General features: G+C 68.7%; 16 protein-coding genes and 1 riboswitch. Of the genes, 10 read left to right on the top strand and 6 right to left on the bottom strand.

Annotation, left to right across the window (positions count from 1 at the left end; all coding sequences use genetic code 11):
• The 4 genes from H0W40_RS14480 to H0W40_RS14465 all read left to right on the top strand — a co-directional run.
• Positions 1 to 1070: DUF2868 domain-containing protein (locus H0W40_RS14480; RefSeq protein WP_292447403.1), on the top strand; the 1070-nt coding region annotated here is incomplete at its 5' end.
• Complete coding sequence (locus H0W40_RS14475) at positions 1067 to 2626, top strand: GTPase domain-containing protein (RefSeq protein WP_292447400.1); 1560 nt, start codon at positions 1067 to 1069, stop codon at positions 2624 to 2626. The genes H0W40_RS14480 and H0W40_RS14475, both read left to right, overlap by 4 nt.
• Positions 2623 to 2952, top strand: coding sequence for a hypothetical protein (locus tag H0W40_RS14470; RefSeq protein ID WP_292447399.1), 330 nt, complete (start codon positions 2623 to 2625; stop codon positions 2950 to 2952). Before H0W40_RS14475 ends, H0W40_RS14470 begins: the two co-directional genes overlap by 4 nt.
• Positions 2952 to 3155 (top strand): hypothetical protein, encoded by a 204-nt coding sequence (locus tag H0W40_RS14465; protein WP_292447396.1) that lies wholly within the window; start codon positions 2952 to 2954, stop codon positions 3153 to 3155. Before H0W40_RS14470 ends, H0W40_RS14465 begins: the two co-directional genes overlap by 1 nt.
• Positions 3156 to 3258: 103 nt before the next feature.
• On the opposite strand, the gene H0W40_RS14460 is transcribed toward H0W40_RS14465, so the two are convergent.
• Complete coding sequence (locus H0W40_RS14460) at positions 3259 to 4023, bottom strand: SDR family oxidoreductase (protein ID WP_367153822.1); 765 nt, start codon at positions 4021 to 4023, stop codon at positions 3259 to 3261.
• 385 nt (positions 4024 to 4408) lie between these two features.
• Positions 4409 to 4500, top strand: a riboswitch (glycine riboswitch).
• A gap of 163 nt (positions 4501 to 4663) precedes the next feature.
• Here H0W40_RS14460 and gcvT point away from each other — a divergent pair.
• The 4 genes from gcvT (at position 4664) to H0W40_RS14440 (ending at position 10933) form a co-directional block, all read left to right on the top strand.
• Positions 4664 to 5806: a glycine cleavage system aminomethyltransferase GcvT gene (gene gcvT, locus H0W40_RS14455; protein WP_292447393.1), complete on the top strand. Its 1143-nt coding sequence runs from the start codon at positions 4664 to 4666 to the stop codon at positions 5804 to 5806.
• Positions 5807 to 5918: 112 nt separating this feature from the next.
• On the top strand, positions 5919 to 6293 hold the full coding sequence (gene gcvH, locus H0W40_RS14450) for a glycine cleavage system protein GcvH (protein ID WP_292447391.1): 375 nt from the start codon (positions 5919 to 5921) through the stop codon (positions 6291 to 6293).
• 97 nt (positions 6294 to 6390) lie between these two features.
• A complete protein-coding gene (gene gcvP / locus H0W40_RS14445; RefSeq protein ID WP_292447390.1) occupies positions 6391 to 9420 on the top strand; it encodes an aminomethyl-transferring glycine dehydrogenase in 3030 nt (1009 codons plus the stop codon).
• A gap of 100 nt (positions 9421 to 9520) precedes the next feature.
• Complete coding sequence (locus H0W40_RS14440) at positions 9521 to 10933, top strand: L-serine ammonia-lyase (RefSeq protein WP_292447389.1); 1413 nt, start codon at positions 9521 to 9523, stop codon at positions 10931 to 10933.
• A gap of 135 nt (positions 10934 to 11068) precedes the next feature.
• On the opposite strand, the gene H0W40_RS14435 is transcribed toward H0W40_RS14440, so the two are convergent.
• On the bottom strand, positions 11069 to 14227 hold the full coding sequence (locus H0W40_RS14435; protein WP_292447387.1) for a PAS domain-containing protein: 3159 nt from the start codon (positions 14225 to 14227) through the stop codon (positions 11069 to 11071).
• A 303-nt stretch (positions 14228 to 14530) separates the two neighbouring features.
• Between H0W40_RS14435 and H0W40_RS14430 the strand changes: the two genes are divergently transcribed.
• The gene (locus tag H0W40_RS14430) at positions 14531 to 14791 is read left to right on the top strand and encodes a hypothetical protein (protein WP_292447386.1); all 261 of its coding nucleotides are present in this window, start codon (positions 14531 to 14533) and stop codon (positions 14789 to 14791) included.
• Positions 14792 to 14869: 78 nt separating this feature from the next.
• On the opposite strand, the gene H0W40_RS14425 is transcribed toward H0W40_RS14430, so the two are convergent.
• The 4 genes from H0W40_RS14425 to H0W40_RS14410 all read right to left on the bottom strand — a co-directional run bounded on the left by H0W40_RS14425 (position 14870) and on the right by H0W40_RS14410 (position 18460).
• Positions 14870 to 15241 carry a hypothetical protein gene (locus H0W40_RS14425; protein ID WP_292447384.1) on the bottom strand — a complete coding sequence of 124 codons (372 nt, stop codon included), beginning with the start codon at positions 15239 to 15241 and terminating at the stop codon, positions 14870 to 14872.
• Positions 15242 to 15403: 162 nt separating this feature from the next.
• On the bottom strand, positions 15404 to 16510 hold the full coding sequence (gene aroC, locus H0W40_RS14420; protein ID WP_292447382.1) for a chorismate synthase: 1107 nt from the start codon (positions 16508 to 16510) through the stop codon (positions 15404 to 15406).
• 117 nt (positions 16511 to 16627) lie between these two features.
• Positions 16628 to 17092 carry a CBS domain-containing protein gene (locus H0W40_RS14415; RefSeq protein ID WP_292447381.1) on the bottom strand — a complete coding sequence of 155 codons (465 nt, stop codon included), beginning with the start codon at positions 17090 to 17092 and terminating at the stop codon, positions 16628 to 16630.
• Between the two features lie 135 nt (positions 17093 to 17227).
• Positions 17228 to 18460 carry a YihY family inner membrane protein gene (locus H0W40_RS14410; protein WP_292447379.1) on the bottom strand — a complete coding sequence of 411 codons (1233 nt, stop codon included), beginning with the start codon at positions 18458 to 18460 and terminating at the stop codon, positions 17228 to 17230.
• 18 nt (positions 18461 to 18478) lie between these two features.
• Here H0W40_RS14410 and H0W40_RS14405 point away from each other — a divergent pair.
• The coding region (locus H0W40_RS14405) for a DUF2069 domain-containing protein (protein ID WP_292447376.1) at positions 18479 to 18693 on the top strand (215 nt) is incomplete at its 3' end.

Genomic DNA, 18693 nt, shown 5'->3' with positions numbered 1-18693 from the left:
GCACGACACCGTCCGCCGGCCCCGCGCAGCGCGCAGTCGCCGGCTGGACGCACGCGCTGGCCCGCCGCGTTGCCCGGCGCCGCAAGCTGCCTGCACTGGCCGCGTTCGCGCGTGATTGGGCAGTGCTGGGCAGCCCGCTGCACACCCAGCGCGTGGCCTGCATGCTGCACGGCGCCGCCCTGGCGATCGCGATCGGCGCACTGGCTTCGCTCTACCTCCGTGGCCTGGCCTTCGAATACCGCGCCGGCTGGGACAGCACCTTCCTGTCGGTCGAACAGGTTCACGGGATCCTGTCCGTGGCGCTCTGGCCGGCCTTGCAGCTCACCGGGCAGGTGCTGCCCAACGTCGAGCAATTGGTCGGGCTGCGCTTTTCGGCCGGCGGCGATGAGAATGCGGCACGCTGGATACACCTGATCGCCGTGAGCGTGGGTCTTTTCGTGCTGCTGCCGCGCGCGCTGCTGGCGGGCTGGGCCGCCTGGCGCGCCCACCATCTGGCCGAGCACTTTCCGCTGTCGCTAGACACGCCCTATTTCCTTCGCCTCATGCGCAAGCACAGCGGCGAGGGCCTGGCGGTGCAGGTGCTTCCCTACAGCTACCACCTGCCACCCGAAAACGCGCGCGGACTCGCGGCGCTGCTGACCCACAGCCTGGGCGAAGGCGTCGAGCTGCGCCTGGCCGATGCGCTGCCCTGGGGCGGCGAAGACGACATGGACCCCGAGCCGCCGCCCACCACGGCCGAGCGCCATCCGCCCGATCTGCTGCTGCCCCTCTTCGCCCTCAGCGCCACCCCGCAGCGCGACACCCACGGCGTTTTTCTGCAGACGCTGCGCGCACGGCCGAACGGAGCGCATCTGCGGCTGGTGCTGGTCGACGAGTCGGGCTTGCGCCGCCGCTACAGCGCCACCGATGCGCCCCAGCGGCTGGCCCAGCGCCGCAGCACCTGGCACAAGATGCTCGCCGATCTGGGCCTGGCTGCGCTGTTCGTCGATCTCGCCCATCCCGACCTGGACGCCGCCGGTGCGCCGCTGCAGGAAGCGCTGGCGGCGAGCGACAAGGAGCGGCGCACATGAATGCGCACACCGTCGCGCTGAGCCTGGTCTCGCACACCAACGTCGGCAAGACGACCCTGGCGCGCACTCTGCTTCAGCACGACATCGGCGAGGTGCGCGACGAAGCCCACGTCACGCTCGAGGCCGAACGCCACACCCTGATCGAAGCACCCGGCGGCGAGCGGCTCGAGCTGTGGGACACGCCCGGCTTCGGCGACAGCGTGCGCCTGGCGAAGCGGCTGGCGCAGTCGGGCAACCCGATCGGCTGGTTTCTCGGCGAAGTCTGGGACCGCTTCCGCGACCGCGCCTTCTGGTCGGCGCAGCGCGCGGTGCGCAACGTGCTCGAAGAGGCGGACGTGGTGCTCTACCTCGTCAACGCCTCCGAGGCGCCCGAGGACGCCGGCTACCTCGATGCCGAGCTGCAGGTGCTCGACCTGATCGGCAAACCGGTCGTCGTGCTGCTCAACCAGCTCGGCCCGCCGCAGCGACCGGGCGAGGAAGCGCTCGAAGTGCGCCGCTGGCGCGAACGAGCGGGCGGTGCGGCCTGTGTGCGAGAAGTGCTGGCGCTCGATGCATTCGCGCGCTGCTGGGTGCAGGAGGGCCGGCTGCTCGACGCCGTCGCCGCCGCGCTGCCGTTGGAGCGGCAGGCGCGGTTTGCGCCGTTGCGAGAGGCCTGGCGGGGGCGCGGCCAAGCGACCTGGCAGGCTGCGATGGACGTTCTGGCCGAGCGGCTGGCGCGCGCCGCGCTCGACCGCGAGCCGGTGCGCGAATCGGGCTGGAGCGGCAAACTCAAGGAGGCTGGCGCTGCACTCGGCTTGCGCCGCGAAGGGGCTGCGACGCCGCGCGAGTTGGCCATGCGATCGCTGGCGGAGCGGCTCGATGCCGATATCCGCCGCTCGACCGACCAGCTCATCCGGCTGCACGGCCTCGACGGCCATGCCACCGACGTGGTGCTCACGCGCCTGGCCGAACACTACGCGGTGCATCAGCCGCTCAGCGAAGGCAAGGCGGCAGTGTGGGGCGGGGTGCTCACCGGAGCCCTGGCGGGTCTGAAGGCCGACATCGCGAGCGCCGGCATGACGCTCGGCGGCGGCTTGCTGGCCGGCGGCGTGCTCGGCGCACTGGGCGCAGCCGGGCTGGCGCGCGGCGTCAACCTGCTGCGGGGCGACACGCCGTCGCTGGCCTGGTCGGACACGGTGCTCGACGAGCTGGCGCGCTCGGCCCTGCTCGGCTATCTGGCGGTGGCGCATTACGGCCGGGGCCGCGGCGAATGGGCGGCCGCCGAGCACCCGGATTTCTGGTCGGACAGCGTGAATGCCGTGCTCGAAACACACACCGAAGCACTGCACGCGCTATGGGCCGAGCGCAGCAGTGCTGGCTCGGCAGCGACTGCCTCGGCGCCGCTGCGCAAGGCACTGCGCACGCTGCTGGCCGAGGCCAGCGCCGAGCTGCTGGCCCGGCTCTATCTGCAGGCGCCCACCCTGGACGTCGAAGACCCTGGGCTTGACAGCGATCCCGATGTACATAGACTGTACATACCCGAGCCGGACCGATCTCCCAGGAGCACCACGCCATGAGTTCAGCAGCCACCTTGCGCATCGTCGTCCAGGCGACGCCCCAGGAAAAATCGGCCATCGCGGCCAAGGCCAAAAAGCTCGGCCTGCCGATCTCCGAGCTGATGCGCCGCGGCGCCGTCGCCTACGAGTCGCAGCAAGCCGACGACGAACTCGGCGCGCTGGCCGATGCGGCCAGGGCCGCGACCGATCGCGCTGGCGCCGCCATTGACGACTCGCTGGCCTTCATCGCCGCGAGCAACGAGCGCATCAACGCGATGGAGCGCCGCGCCGGCGGCTCGAAGCCGGCACCCCGCGCTGCGGCTGCCCGCGCGCGCAAGGTCGCCTGATGAGCGTGACCGACCGGGTCTGGGGCGCCCTGAGTTCGGTGATCAAGCTCGAAGACCGCGTGGTGCGACAGAGCGAAGCCATCCAGACGCAGCAGCTCAAGATCGAGAACCTCACCGAGCGCGTGATCCGGCTCGAGGCGCAACTCGAACTGCTGACCAGCGCCAGCCTGGTCAAGCGGCTCGCGCGGCCGTCGGGGAGCTGACTGCCAGCTGCGGGGCTGCCGGCCCGCGCCGGGCTTTGGAGCAAAGGCGAAATGCGGTGGCTTGATCAGGTCGCCCTAGGCCGAGTCTTGCATAGGCCGACATTTACTGTGTGGTGTAGCCGCCGTCCACAGGCAGATTCTGGCCAACGACAAACGACGCTGCATCGGAGCATAGCCACACCACGGCCTCGGCAACTTCGTCAGGCATCCCGATCCGCCCTATCGGATGGCGTGCCGTCATCATCGACTCGAACTCGGGGGTCGCGAGAATGAACGGGTCCAGGATCGGGGTGCGTATGGTGCCCGGGTTCACCGCGTTGATTCGGATGCCCTGGGGCGCGTACTCCAACGCGGCTGCGCGGGTCAGCCCGACCACCCCGTGTTTGCTGGCCACATAGGCCGATGCGCCCGGAGCGCCCACCAATCCCCAGATCGACGCGGTGTTGACGATGGCTCCACCTCCCTGCTTGAGCATCTGCGGTATCTCGTGCTTCATGCACAACCACACCCCCTTGAGATTGATGCCGATGACCCGGTCCCAGCTTTCGTCAGGGTATTCGTGTGTGGAGGCTCCGATAGTCCCGGCGACTCCTGCGTTGTTGAATGCGCAGTCCAGGCGGCCATAGGCCTCGACGCCTCTGCTGATCAGCGTCTCGACATCGGTTCGTCTGGAGACATCGGCTTTGAAAAAGATGGCCTGGCCACCGGAATCCCGGATCGTGCGCGCAGTCTCTTCACCGCCGTCGACGTTGATATCCGAAACGACCACCGCGGCTCCTTCTCTGGCAAAGACCAACGACGCGGCCTTGCCGATGCCCGTACTTCCACCGGTCACCAGAGCAATTTTTCCTTGCAACATGCCTGCCATTTCAATCTCCTTTGGGCCACCCTTATGTCCCCCAGAAGGCCTCCAAACTTGTTCCTTTGATGACACAACTTAGACGCCCTGTTGGTCTACGTCAACAGGATGGGCTTGGCGACCTGCCGGGATCGATCGTCAGCGAGGGCAGCCTGGGTTCCTTGTTGGTGTCGTTCCGAGCGTGCTGCGGGAACGGCGTGTTTGGAGGCATGCGCACATGCCCTGCAGCGGCACCACCGCGCCCGACACCTCGCTGCCCGCGTTGACGAGCGCGCAGCCCTGCTTTCGGCATGCCGCCGCCACGTCATAGGCCGTTCGCGGCAACCGCATGCCCATTCGGTTCTTGGGGGGCTGCCGCTTCCTTCACGCCTTGCCGCGGCGCCCCACTGCTAAACTCGCGGCGTCAGGAGAGAGTTCCCGCGCGGAACCGCCGAAGGCGCAGAGGCAAGCCCTCGAACGCTCAGGCAAAAGGACTGACGCATTACCTCACTGGAGAGAGGCCGCCCCCGAGGCGGCTCACCGAAGGGGCAAGCCCCGCCGCCGCGACACCATCGCGACCGGCGAGCCGAATCTCTCAGGTACCCAGGACAGCGAGGGCAGGCTCCACCGTTTTTGCGGTGGCTCCATCAACGCCCTCGAAAGTCATTCCATGTCCAACGCCAATACCGCGGCCCTGCACAAGACGCCGCTGCATGCGCTGCACCTCCAGCTCGGCGCGAAGATGGTGCCGTTCGCCGGCTACGACATGCCGGTGAGCTATCCCCGCGGCATCCTCGGCGAACACCGCCATTGCCGCGCCGCGGCCGTGCTGTTCGACGTTTCGCACATGGGCCAGATCCGGCTCGACGGCCCGGAGGCGGCGCGTGCGCTCGAATCCCTGGTGCCGGTCGACGTGATCGGCCTGACCGAGGGCAAGCAGCGCTACGGCTTCTTCACGAACAGCAGCGGCGGCCTGCTCGACGACCTGATGATCACGCGGCCGCAGGCAGCGGCCGGCCTGGGCGATCTGCTGCTGATCGTGAATGCGGCCGGCAAGGAGGCCGACCTCGCCCACCTCCTCACCCACATCGGCCATCGCTGCCGCGTGCAGGCGCTGCCGGAGCGCGCGCTGCTCGCGCTGCAGGGTCCGCAGGCGGCGACAGCCCTGGCCCGCCTCGCACCCGGCGTGGCCGAGCTCAGCTTCATGACCGGCGGCGCATTCGAGCTGGCCGGCATCCCCTGCTACCTCACCCGCTCGGGCTACACCGGCGAAGACGGCTTCGAGATCTCCGTTCCCGCCGAGTCCGCCGAGGCGCTGGCGCGCGCGCTGCTGAGTCAGCCGGAAGTGGAGCCCGCCGGCCTGGGCGCGCGCGACACACTGCGGCTGGAAGCGGGCCTGTGCCTGTACGGCCACGACATCCATGCCACCACCACCCCGATCGAGGCCGGGCTCGGCTGGGCCATCCAGAAGGTGCGCCGGCCGGGCGGCGCTCGCGCCGGCGGCTACCCGGGCGCCGACGTCATCGCCGCGCAGTTCGCCACCGGCACCTGCAACAAACGTGTCGGCCTCGTCGGCCTGGAACGCGTGCCGGTGCGCGAGGACGCGGAGATCGTCGACAGCCACGGCCACCGGCTCGGCCATGTGACCAGCGGCACCATCGGCCCGAGCACGGGCAAGCCCATTGCCATGGCCTATTTGGCCAGCAACCACTGCGCCGTCGCGCACGAGGTGTTCGCGCTGGTGCGCGGCAAGCCCCTGCCGATGCGCGTGACCGCCCTGCCCTTCGCGCCGCACCGCTACAAGCGAAGCTGAGTCCGCCGACTCGCCAGCGCCGGCATCTACAAGGACTTGCCGCGCAGCCCGGCTCGCCGCCGTTCCACCGATCACCCGTTCCCCCTTCGCAACCACCGACAAGAGGAAAGCCATGACGACCAAGTACACGACCGATCACGAGTGGGTCAACATCGAAGATCACGATGCCGCCGTCGTCGGCATCACGCAGCACGCGCAGGACGCGCTGGGCGACGTTGTCTTCGTCGATCTGCCGGCGGTGGGCAGCAGCTTCGCGATGGGCGACGTGGCCGGCGTGGTCGAGTCCGTCAAGGCTGCGGCCGATCTCTACATGCCGGTGAGCGGCGAAGTGGTCGAGGTCAACGAGGCGCTGCGCGCCGAGCCCGCGCTGGCCAACACCGACCCGCTCGGCCAGGGCTGGTTCTTCAAGGTCAAGGTCTCCGACATGACCGAGTTCGACCAGCTCATGGACGCACCCGCCTACGACCAGCTCGTCGAGGACAGCTGAGTCGCGTTTTTCGCAGCGGTGCGAGTGCCTCACGAGGGGGCGCACCGTCCGACCGATGCGCCCGCCACCGCGGGCTCGAAGCCGAGGATCTTCTTTCATGCTGATGTCTGCCTACCGGTCGCTGACCGAACTCGAGAACGCCGACGAATTCGTCGCCCGCCACATCGGCATCGATGCCGACGACGAGCGCCGCATGCTTGCCGCCATCGGCACGGGGGCGCCGGGCTTCACCCGACGCGCGCTCATCGATGCGATCGTGCCGCGCAGCATCTTGCGCGCCGCGCCGATGGCGCTGCCGCCCGTCGCGGGCGAGGCGCAGGCGCTGGCGGAACTGAAGGCCATCGCCGCGAAGAACCGCGTGCTCAAGAGCTTCATCGGCCAGGGCTATCACGGCACGCACACGCCCGGCGTGATCCTGCGCAACGTGCTCGAGAACCCGGCCTGGTACACGGCCTACACGCCCTATCAGGCCGAGATTTCGCAGGGCCGGCTCGAAGCCCTGCTCAACTTCCAGACCATGGTCGCGGACCTGAGCGGCCTGCCCATTGCCAACGCGTCCATGCTCGACGAGGCCACCGCGGCGGCCGAGGCGATGCTCCTCGCCGCGCGTGTCGGCAAAAGCAGGAGCACGAGCCTCTTCGTGGCCGACGATGTGCTGCCGCAGACGCTCGAAGTGGTGCGCACCCGCGCCGCGCCGCTCGGCTACACGGTCGCGGTCGGCCCGGCCGAGGCTGCTGCCGAAGGCGAGCACTTCGCCGCAGTGTTCCAGTACCCGGGCCTGAACGGCCGGGTGCGCGACCTCGCGCCACTCATCGAGGAACTGCACGCCAAAGGCGCGCTGGCCATCGTGGCCGCCGACCTGCTGGCGCTCACCCTCATCACGCCGCCCGGCGAGATGGGCGCCGACATCGCCGTCGGCACGACCCAGCGCTTCGGCATGCCGATGGGCGCCGGCGGTCCGCACGCTGCGTACATGGCCTGCCGCGACGAGTTCAAGCGCTCGCTGCCGGGCCGGCTGGTGGGAGTGAGCGTCGATGCGCACGGTGCCCCTGCACTGCGCTTGGCGCTGCAGACGCGCGAGCAGCACATCCGCCGCGAGAAGGCCACTTCCAACATCTGCACGGCGCAGGTGCTGCCGGCGGTGGTCGCGAGCATGTACGCGGTCTATCACGGGCCGCAGGGCCTCAAGCGCATCGCACAGCGGGTCGCGAGCTACACCGCGGTGCTCGCTGCGGGCCTGCACCACCTCGGCTGCACGCTGGCCCACGAGGACGCCTTCGACACCATCGAGGTGCCCACCGGCGTGCGCACCGACGCCGTGCTGAAGGCCGCGCGCGAGGCTGGCATCAACTTGCGGCGCGCCTCGGCTGCCTCGGTGAGCATCACCCTCGACGAGACCACCACGCAGCCCGACCTGCTGCTGCTGTGGCGCGTGATTCCCACGGCGCTGGGCATGGCGCCTTCGCCGGTGCTGCGCTCCGGCGAGACGCACGGTCAGGACAGTGCCGCGGCGCGCGAGCGAGCGGTCGACAAGAGCCTGCAGGCGCTGCTCGCCAAGTTCGACAAGGGCATCGCCCCGCTGCTGCCCGAGGGCCTGCGCCGCAACAGCGCCTACCTCGCGCACCCCGTGTTCAACACCCACCACAGCGAGACCGAGATGCTGCGCTACATCCGCAGCCTCTCGGACAAGGACCTCGCGCTCGACCGCACGATGATCCCGCTCGGCTCATGCACGATGAAGCTCAACGCGACCAGCGAGATGATGCCCATCACCTGGCCGGAGTTCGCGAACATTCACCCGTTCGCGCCGGCCGATCAGCTGGCCGGCTACTCCGAACTGGACGCGCAGTTGCGCGACTGGCTGTGCCAGGCCACCGGCTACGGCGGCGTCAGCCTGCAGCCCAATGCAGGCTCGCAGGGCGAATACGCGGGCCTGCTGATCATCAAGGCCTGGCATGCCTCGCGCGGGCAGGCGCATCGCAACATCTGCCTCATCCCCGAATCGGCGCACGGCACCAACCCGGCCAGCGCACAGCTCGCCGGCCTGAAGCCGGTAGTGACGAAGTGCGACGACGAAGGCAACGTGGATCTCGCCGATCTGCAGGCCAAGTGCGAGCAGCACAGCGCGAACCTCGCCGCGGTGATGATCACCTATCCGTCCACCTACGGCGTGTTCGACACCCACATCAAGGAGCTGTGCGCCCTGGTGCACCGCCACGGCGGTCGCGTGTACGTCGACGGCGCCAACATGAACGCGCTGGTGGGCGTGGCGGCGCCCGGCGAGTTCGGCGGCGACGTGAGCCACCTCAACCTGCACAAGACCTTCTGCATTCCGCACGGCGGCGGCGGCCCCGGCGTGGGGCCGGTGTGCGTGGCGGCGGACCTGGTGCCTTTCCTGCCGGCGCACCGCACGGGCGGCGTGGGCCTCGAAACCAGCGTGGGCGCCGTGTCGGCGGCGCCGCTGGGCAACGCCGCGGTGCTGCCCATCAGTTGGATGTACATGCGCATGATGGGCACGGACGGCCTGACGCTTGCGACCGAGACGGCCATCCTCAGCGCAAACTACATCGCCGCACGGCTGGCCGACCACTACGACATCCACTTCAGCGGCGAGATCGACGGCGTCAAGGGCGGCGGCGTGGCGCACGAATGCATCCTCGACCTGAGGCCGCTCAAGGAGACCAGCGGCGTCAGCGCCGAAGACGTCGCCAAGCGGCTGATCGACTACGGCTTTCATGCGCCCACGCTCAGCTTCCCGGTCGCCGGCACCTTGATGGTCGAGCCGACCGAGAGCGAATCGCTGCATGAGCTCGACCGCTTCGTCGAGGCGATGATCGCTATTCGCGCCGAGATGGCCAAGGTGGAATCGGGCGAGTGGCCGCGCGAGGGCAACCCGCTGAAGCTGGCCCCACACACCGCCGAAGCACTGCTCGCCGCCGACTGGCCGCATGCCTACAGCCGAGAGGAGGCCGCCTTCCCGCTGCGCGCCCTGCGCAAGCAGAAGTACTGGGCGCCGGTCGGCCGGGTGGACAACGTGCACGGCGACCGCAACCTGTTCTGCAGCTGTGCCCCGGTGCTCGCCGACGAGCCCTCCGGCGCAACCGCCGCCGAGGCGAGCCTCGCATGAGCCGCCGGGCCGTTGTCAAGACCAGTACCGCAGCGTGTAGCGCGGAGCTTGCCTGATGAGCGGCGCCCCGGCCCGCGCTGCCTGATTGCAGGAAGAACCCATGGCCCTCTCCGTTTTCGAGTTGTTCAAGATCGGCATCGGTCCGTCGAGCTCGCACACCGTCGGCCCGATGCGTGCGGCGCGCCTGTTCGCGCTGCGCCTGGAGAATGCGGGCCTGTTAGGGCAGACCGCGCGCGTCGTCTGCGAGCTCTACGGCTCACTCGGCGCCACCGGCAAGGGTCACGGCTCGGACAAGGCGGTGCTGCTCGGCCTGCTCGGCGAGGAGCCCGACACGGTCGACGTCGATGCCGCACCAGCACGGCTCGAAGCGCTGCGCGCAAACAAGCGCTTGGCGCTGCTCGGCCGCCACGAGATCGCCTTCGACGAACCGCGTGACCTAATCTTCAAGCGCCGCCAGAGCCTGCCGCTGCACCCCAACGGCATGCGCTTCGCTGCCTTCGATGCGAGCGGCGACCTTCTGGCCGAGCGCAGCTACTACTCGGTGGGCGGCGGCTTCGTCATCGGCGACGAGATCGCCCCCGACGGCAGCCACCAGCCGGTGATCGGCCCCGACACCACGCCGGTGCCGCACCCGATATGCAGCGGCGACGAGTTGCTGTCGTTGACGAAGCGGCTCGACTGCTCGATCGCCGAGGTGGTGCGCCGCAACGAGCGCGCGCTCGCCGAGCTCGGCCCCGCGGACGCCGACATCGACGCCGGCCTGCTGAAGATCTGGCGCGTCATGCAGGCCTGCGTGGAGCGAGGGCTGAAGAGCGAGGGCGTGCTGCCCGGCGGCTTCAAGGTGCGGCGTCGGGCAGCGAAGCTGCACCGCGATCTGAATGCCGAGGCCGGCCTGCAGGCAACCGACCCGCTGCAGGTGCTCGACTGGGTCAACCTGTTCGCGCTCGCCGTCAACGAGGAGAACGCCGCCGGTGGGCGCGTGGTCACGGCGCCGACGAACGGCGCGGCCGGCATCGTGCCGGCTGTGCTGCACTACTACACGCGCTTCGTCGAGCGCGATGCCGCCAAGGCCGAGCGCGGCGTCATCGACTTCCTGCTCACCGCCGGCGCCATCGCCATCCTCTACAAGGAAAACGCCTCGATCAGCGGCGCCGAAGTCGGCTGCCAGGGCGAGGTCGGCGTGGCCTGCTCGATGGCGGCGGGCGCCCTGTGCGCCGTGCTGGGCGGCACGCCGGAGCAGGCCGAGAACGCGGCCGAGATCGGCATGGAGCACCACCTGGGCCTGACCTGCGATCCGGTCGGCGGGCTGGTGCAGATTCCCTGCATCGAGCGCAACGCCATCGCCTCGGTCAAGGCCATCAACGCCGCGCGCATGGCGCTGCGCGGCGACGGCAGCCACCACGTGAGCCTCGATCAGGTCATCAAGACCATGCGCGAGACCGGCGCCGACATGCAGACCAAATACAAGGAAACGGCCCGCGGCGGCCTGGCCGTGAACATCGTCGAGTGCTGAGTGCTGAGTGCTGAGTGCTGAGTGCTGAGTGCTGAGTGCTGAGTGCTGAGTGCTGAGTGCTGAGTGCTGAATGCTGAGCGCTGAGTGCTGAGTGCTCGGTGTTCAGCGCTGAACATTGCGAATGCGCTGCCGGATTCACGCCTTCGGCGACGCCAGAATGCGGTGCACCAGCGCATCGAGTTCCTCGACGGTGTGTTCCTTGTGCAGCAGCCGGTTCACGCCCAGCCGTGCCGCTTCGGCGCGCAGTTCGTCGGTGATGTAGCCCGAGCTGATCACCACGGGCAGGTCGGCGCGCAGCAGCCGGACCTCGCGTGCAACGTCGATGCCCGACAGCACCGGCATGCTGAAGTCGGTGACCACCAGGTCGAAGGACTGCGGCTGTGCGCGCAGCGCCGCCAGCGCTTCGCGCGCATCGAGGTAGCCGCTGACCCGGTAACCCGCGCGCTGGAGCAGCCGCTCCACGGTGAGCACCATGATCTCGTCGTCGTCGACGTAGAGCACGTGCTCGCCGGCGCCGGCCGCCACACGCTCGCGCCGCCCATCCGGCAGGGTTTCGATTTCCGGCTCGACCAGGGGGAAGTACAGGTGAAAGCTGCTGCCCTGGCTGACGCGGCTCTCGAGTGTGATGGCGCCGCCGTGCGCGGTAACGATGCCATGTACCACGGCCAGACCCAGCCCGGTGCCCTGGCCGACCGGCTTGGTGGTGAAAAATGGCTCGAAGATGCGCTCGCCGGTCGCGGCATCGATGCCACAGCCGTCGTCGCTCACCCAGAGGTGCGCATAGTGCCCCGGCGCCAGCCCCGCCGAGGCGGACGCGCTGTCGAACACCGCCCGGTCGATCCCGACCTCGATGCGTCCCATGCCGCCCTTCAGTGCATGCCACGCGTTGGTGCAAAGATTCATGAGCACCTGCTGCATCTGCGTAGCATCGGCCCGCACGTGCAGTGGCTGCGGCGCGAGCCGCGCCTGCAGCACCACCGCGGCAGGCAACGTGGCGCGCAGCAGCGACAGCGTTTCCTCGACCAGCGGGCCGAGCGGCTGCTCGAGCAGCGCCTGTGGCTGGCGCCGGCTGAAGGCAAGGATCTGCTGCACCAGGCTGCGCGCGCGCAGACCGGCCTTGTGGATCTGCTCCAGGCTCGTCAGCGCCGGATGCCCCGCCTCCAGGTCCTGTCGAGCCAGCATCACGTTGCCCAGAATGCCGGCCAGCACGTTGTTGAAGTCGTGCGCCACCCCGCCCGCCAGGGTGCCGATCGCTTCCATCTTCTGGGTTTCCCGCAGCCGTGCCTCCAGCGCGGCATGCGCCGCCTCGGCCGCCTTGTGCTCGGTGAGGTCGGTGTAGGTGCCGACCATGCGCAGCGGCTCACCGGCGGCATCGCGCCCGACGATCAGGCCGCGCGTCAGCAGCCACACCCAATGGCCCTCGGCGTGCCGCAGTCGCTGCTCGCAGCGGAAGGTGGGCATCGCGCCGGCACGGTAGGCGTCGAACGCAGCGTCTGCTGCGGGCAGATCGTCGGGATGCATGCGCGCGCGCCAGTCGGCAACGCTCAGCCGCAAGTTGAACGCTGCGTCGCCCAGCATCTCGCTGCAGCGCTGCGAGAACAGCACGGAGGCGGCCGCCATGTTCCAGTCCCACACGCCGTCGCGAGCCCCTTCGAGGGCGAACTTCCAGCGTTCCTGGCTCTCGAGCAGCGCCGCCTCGGCCTCCTTGTCGGCGGTGATGTCGCGGTTCATGCCGACCAGCCGGTACGCCTGACCGCCGCTGCTGCGCTGCAGATAACCGTTGGCCTCGATGTGGCGTGTCTGCCCGTCACTGGCGCGCACGATGCGGAACTGGAAGTGCTCGACCGGGCGCCCCTCCAGCAGGTCGGCAAAGCGCGCATCGACCCGCTCGCGGTCGTCCGGGTACAGGCAGCGCTGCCAGGCTTCGGGAGAACTGTCGAAGCTCTCGGGCGTGTGACCGTAGATCGCCAGCATGCGGTCGTCCCAGAGCATCCGGTGCGTGCTCAGCTCGAACTCCCACACGCCGTAGCCGGCTCCCTCGATCGCCATCGCGAGGCGCTGGTTGAGGTTGGCAATGCGGTGCTCCGCCTCGATCTGCTCGGTGATGTCTTCGTGCGCAACGATGACGCGCACTGGGCCGGCGTCGGAGCCACGCGTCACGTGGGCCACGAACCAGCGCCGCCCATCCGCCGTCTCACAGGGATAAGCCATCTCGAAGCGCGGGCGGCGTCCGTCGATCACCTCTCTGAGTCTGTGTGCGAAGCGCTGCGCGTCGGCCCGTCCGTCACCCTGCGCGCTTTCGCATGCGGCGAAGTAGTCGGCGCCCGCTCCCACGCGCGCCGGCGGCGCGCCGTTCGACTCGCCGAACCGGCGCCACGCCGCGTTGGAAGACAGCACCACGCCGTGCTCGTCGAGCACGCAGATGTGTGCCGTCAGGCCGTCGAGCGTGGCCTGGGCGAACTGGCGGGCGGCCTGCAGCGAGGCTTCGGCGCGCTTGCGCTCGCCGATGTCGCGCAGGATGCCGAGCACCCCCGGGCGGCCCAGGAACGCGATGCGGCTGGCGCGCAATTCCAGCCACAGTGCGCTGCCGTCCCGGGCGAGGAATCGAACCTCGTAGTGGCGCAGCGGCTCGTCCTGCGCGTGGCTTGCGCCGACGCGCTGCTCGAAGCGTTCTGTCCATATCTGCAGGAATTGCGGATCGACCACCCGCTCGAAGCCCGAGCCGATGAACTCCTCGAGCGTATAGCCCAGCATCTTCGCGAGCGACGGATTGGCGAACACGAAACGGCGGTCCTGCGCCACGAACACGCCGTCGGTCATCGATTCGAGAAGCGCGCTCTGACTCGCCTCGCTCTCGCGGCGCGCGGCTTCGGCCTGCTTGCGAACGGTGATGTCGGTGTTGGTCCCCGAAACACCGACCGGCCGGCCCTCGGCGTCTCGCAGGACATGCCCGCGAGACAGGATCGGAACGTAGTGGCCGGCCTTGTGCTGCAACCGGAACTCCACCTCGTAGTTGTCGGGGGCGCTCGCCAAGGCGGCGCCGAACACGCGCTCCACCTCGTCCGTGTCGCCGGGATGCAGCAGGCGGCGCCAAAGCGCATCGTCGTTCGGCAACTCGTCGGGCGCGTAGCCCAGCATGGACCACCAGCGCGGCGAATAGAACAGCTCGTTGCGAACGAGGTCCCAGTCCCACCAGCCGTCGTTCGCGCCCCTGAGCACACGGTTCAGGCGCTCTTCGCTGGCCGCGAGCGCTGCTTGCGTGCGCCTGAACTCCTGGAGGTCGATTGACGCCACAGTGGGCTCGCAAGGGAGTTCAGGTCAAACGCGAGAAGATCGGGTTGCGCCCCATCTTAAGGACGCTTCGTCGCCGCCTCGGCAAAAGCAGCGGTGTTTTTCGATGACCGGTGCGCCGTGCCACACGAATCACTCTGTTCCCGCCGCAGCGCAAGGCACAACCTGCCGCCGGCAACCGCAGGCACATCGATTGCTTCCGGATATGACGCAAAGCCAGCGTGTTCGTTACGCGTCGGCGCTGCTCCTCCGGCGCCGGTTGTCTTTCAGCAGGCGCCGACTCATTCGACTCCGGGAGACTCCACCATGAAATACGCCGCCTCGATCGTTGTTGCACTCACGCTCGTTGCCGCCGGATGCGGCGAAAAGGAAGCCGAGATTCCGGTCGTTCCTGCGCAATCGGCGCCGCCCCCGACGGGCAGCATGGAAAACGTGCCGAAGGCGCCGCCGCCGCCTGCAGACCCCGCAGCCACCAGCAGTTCGATCGAGCTGCCGAAGCCGGGTCAGAACAACGATCACTCCAGCCCGGAGTTCGATAAGGGCGGGGCGTCGGCGCCTAAGCAATAGCCAGCGGGCCAGCCGCTTGCTGGCTCGAGCGGCTCGCGCGCCGCACCGGCTCTCTACCGTCGAGACGGCTCGCCTGACTTACGGGCACAGCTCCATGCGGCGAGTCACGCCCTTGATCGTTTCCTCGCTGAACCAAAAGAACTGCGAGGTAATCGTCACGCGGCTGTCTGCCCCCTTGGTCTTGTACTGAACCGGCACCACCCAGCCGAGGTGTCCACTTTGGTTGCGAGACGACATCGAGCACGTGCCGCGCTCAGGCGCACCGAATTCCAGTTCACGGCCTTTCTGCGGCCCAGCGATCGTGAGATCGTAGAAATTGGTGATGGTCTGTTCGTAGTTGATCGGCGCGCGAGTGCGAACCACCTGCGCTGTCGGTTCGGGAGCTGGCCGCGTCGCGCAGCCCACAGTCAGACAGGCGGCCACGACGGCCAAGGCTGCTGCGATCTTCATCTTTTGTTCTCCGCAGAATGAGTTGCCGGTCCGGGAGTATCGGCCAGCCCACAGCGGCTGGCTTCCACACGGCCCCGCGCTTGCGGGGACATGTCCAGGCAAAGGGCTTGCTGTGTGTGCGTGCGCACCGTCGAGCCGCCGTTGCGACCCCGGCTCAGTCGCTCAGCCGCCGGTTGCTCTGGCGCCAATTGGCGCCACCGCCTGGCGCACGTCGCTGCACTGCGCCCGGTTGCGCAGGGCATGGTCCATCAGCACCAGGGCCAGCAGCGCCTCGGCGATGGGCGTGGCGCGAATGCCTACGCACGGGTCGTGGCGGCCGTGCGTTTCCACCGTCGCCGGCCGGCCTTGCAGATCGATCGAGCGGCGCGGCGTGCGGATGGAGCTCGTCGGCTTGATGGCGATCGACACCGTGAGGTCCTGCCCGGTGCTGATGCCGCCCAGCACGCCGCCCGCGTGGTTGGTGAGAAAGCCCTCGGGGGTGAGCTCGTCGCCGTGCATCGAGCCGCGGTGGGCGACGCTGGCGAAGCCGCTGCCGATCTCCACGCCCTTGACCGCATTGAGGCCCATCATCGCGTGGGCCACGTCGGCGTCGAGCTTGTCGAACAGCGGTTCGCCCCAGCCCACGGGCACGCCACTGGCTTCCACGACGATGCGAGCGCCCACCGAATCGCCGGCCTTGCGCAGCGCATCCATGTAGGCCTCGAGCTGCGTGATCTGGCTCTCGTTCGGTGCGAAGAACGGGTTGTGCTGCACGTGCTCCCAGCCCTCGAACGCAACCTCGATGTCACCGAGCGCAGCCATGCCGCCGCGAAACGCGATGCCGTGGTGCTCCGCCAGCCATTTGCGCGCTACCGCGCCGGCCCCGACCATGGGCGCGGTGAGCCGCGCCGAACTGCGCCCGCCACCGCGCGGATCGCGCAGGCCGTACTTGTGCCAATAGGTGTAGTCGGCGTGGCCCGGGCGGAAGGACTCTTCTATGCTGCTGTAGTCCTTGCTGCGCTGGTCGGTGTTTCGGATCAGCAGGCAGATCGGCGTGCCGGTGGTCTTGCCCTCGTACACGCCAGACAGGATTTCGACCGCGTCGGCTTCGTTGCGCTGCGTCACGTGGCGCGAAGTGCCGGGGCGGCGGCGGTCGAGTTCGGGCTGGATGTCGGCTTCAGACAGCGCCATGCCGGGCGGGCAACCGTCGATCACGCAACCGATGGCAGGTCCATGCGATTCGCCGAAATTGGTGACGCGAAACAAGTGACCGAGGGTGCTGCCGGACATGGTGCGCAAAGAGGCGTGAGACGAGTCTCATTGTGACAGCGGCTCCACTGCCAGCTTGCAAGCCGTGCATGCCGCCTGCAGGTTCGAGCCGGCCGGCGCCGAGCGCCCCGCAACGCCTTATTGGGGCCGCTGCGCGGCCTGCTCATCCTCGACCGGCCAGTCGCGGATGTAGGCCTTGAGCATGCGGTTCTCGAAGTCCTGCCCTTCCACGACGGCCTTGGCCACGTCGTAGAAGGAGATCACGCCCATCAGCATGCGCTGGGTGATCACCGGCATGTAGCGCGCGTGGCGGCCGAGCATCATGCGGCGGACCTCGTCGATCTCGGTTTCGGGCGTGCAGGTGAGCGGCGCGTCGTCCATCACGCTGCGCACCGTGCTGGCCCCCAGGCTGCCGTCGTTGCCGACGATCGCCTGCATGACCTCGCGGAAGGTGAGCATGCCGACGAGCTCGCCGTGCTGCATGACCACGAGCGAGCCGATGTCGCGCTCGGCCATGGCGCGCACGGCCTCGGACAGCAACTGGTCGGGTTCGGCGGTGAAGAGCGTGCCGCCCTTCACAACTAGGATGTCGCTGACTTTCATGGCAAGCTCCTAAGGCAAGGCGAGTTCAATATAGCCCACAATGCCCGCCCGCAGGCACCTGTTCCCCACGACTGGAAGCCCCATGCCCGGTTGGTTTTTCCACGCCTGCGCCCGGGCGCGCAAACGGGCCGGGACTCAGGCGATCAGTTCCTGCAGCGTCATCTCGCTGAACGCCGCCCGCTTCCAGAACCCGCGAAGGGCCGGCGTCGGCTCCAGCAACAGGGCGGCGAGCAGCGGCTGCGCAGGCGTGTTCTGCGGCTCGCGCAGCAGCACGTAGCGCTTGTCACCCTCTTCGTCGAGGCGGGCGGCCCAGTCGATCTCGACAAAGGTCTCGAGGAGCGGCTCGATCTGCAGGGGGTCCGCGCGCAACTGATGCGAGAGCTGGTCCAGGCTCGCGCCATGCCGGCTTTGCGTTCGCGCCTGCGCGAGCTCTCGCAGCAGCAGCACGGCGAGCGAGAAGCGATGGCCGGCCGTGAGTGGCCGGCGCACCACGCGCATCTGCAGGCTCGGCGCATAGGCGGCGATCACCGCACCGAGCAGCACGATGACCCAGCCGAGGTAGATCCAGATCAGGAAGATCGGCACCGTGGCGAAGGCGCCGTACACCGCCGAATAGCTGGGCACCGACACCAGGTACCACGCCAGCACCGACTTCGCCACTTCCACACCGGCCGCCACGAACACGCCGCCGGCCCAGGCGTGAACCCAACGCACCTCGGTGTTGGGCACGTAGTGAAAGAGCGCGGCCATGGCGCCGGCCAGGAGCCCGAACTCCAGTGCATTGAACAGCACGCTTAATCCTTGCGGCAGCGTGCCGACCATGCCTCGCGACGCCGAGATCGCATACGAGGTGCCGGACAGACTCATGCCCAGCAGCAGCGGCCCGAGCGTGGCTGCGGCCCAGTACACCAGCACCCGCTGCGCGATCGGCCGCGGCGTGCGCACGCGCCAGATGTTGTTCAGCGTGCGGTCGATGGTGAGCATCAGTGCAATGGCGGTCACGAGCAGCACCAGCAGGCCCGCCCCGCCGAGCTGGTTGGCCTTGACGGCGAACTGCGTCAGCGCCTCGAGCACCGGCCGGGCAATGCCATTAGGGATCAGTGCCTGCAGGAAGTAGGTCTCCACCGCCCCCCGGAACTCGCTGAACATCGGAAAGGCGCTGAAGACGGCCAGCATGACCGTGGCCAGCGGCACCAGCGCGATGGTGGTCGTGAAGGTGAGGCTGCTGGCGGTCAGGCCCAGGCGGTCTTCGCGGAAGCGCTGGCGCAGCGTCTTGAGCGTGTCGAGCCAGGGCCAACTCTGCAGGGTGTGAACGAAGTCGGCCAGGCGTTCACGCCAGCCCGGTCGCATCGAGTCGTGCACAGTCATGCGGCATGATGCCAGCCGATGAACGAGCACAACGCGATCGATGCCACCCGGGCCGCGGCGGTGAGCAGCCTGCTGGGGCTGATCGTGCTCGGCTTGCTGTGGGAGTTGTGGCTGGCACCGACCGGCAGCGGCATGCTGGCCTTCAAGGTGCTGCCTCTGGCCGTGCCGCTGGCCGGGCTGCTCAAGCGCCGGCTCTACACCTACCGCTGGGTCAGCCTGCTGGTGTGGCTCTA

This window comes from Methylibium sp. (assembly GCF_013817345.1).
Classification (GTDB): domain Bacteria; phylum Pseudomonadota; class Gammaproteobacteria; order Burkholderiales; family Burkholderiaceae_C; genus Methylibium.
The sequence above is the reverse complement of the archived record's forward strand: the minus strand, read 5'-3'. Positions and strand labels throughout refer to the sequence as shown.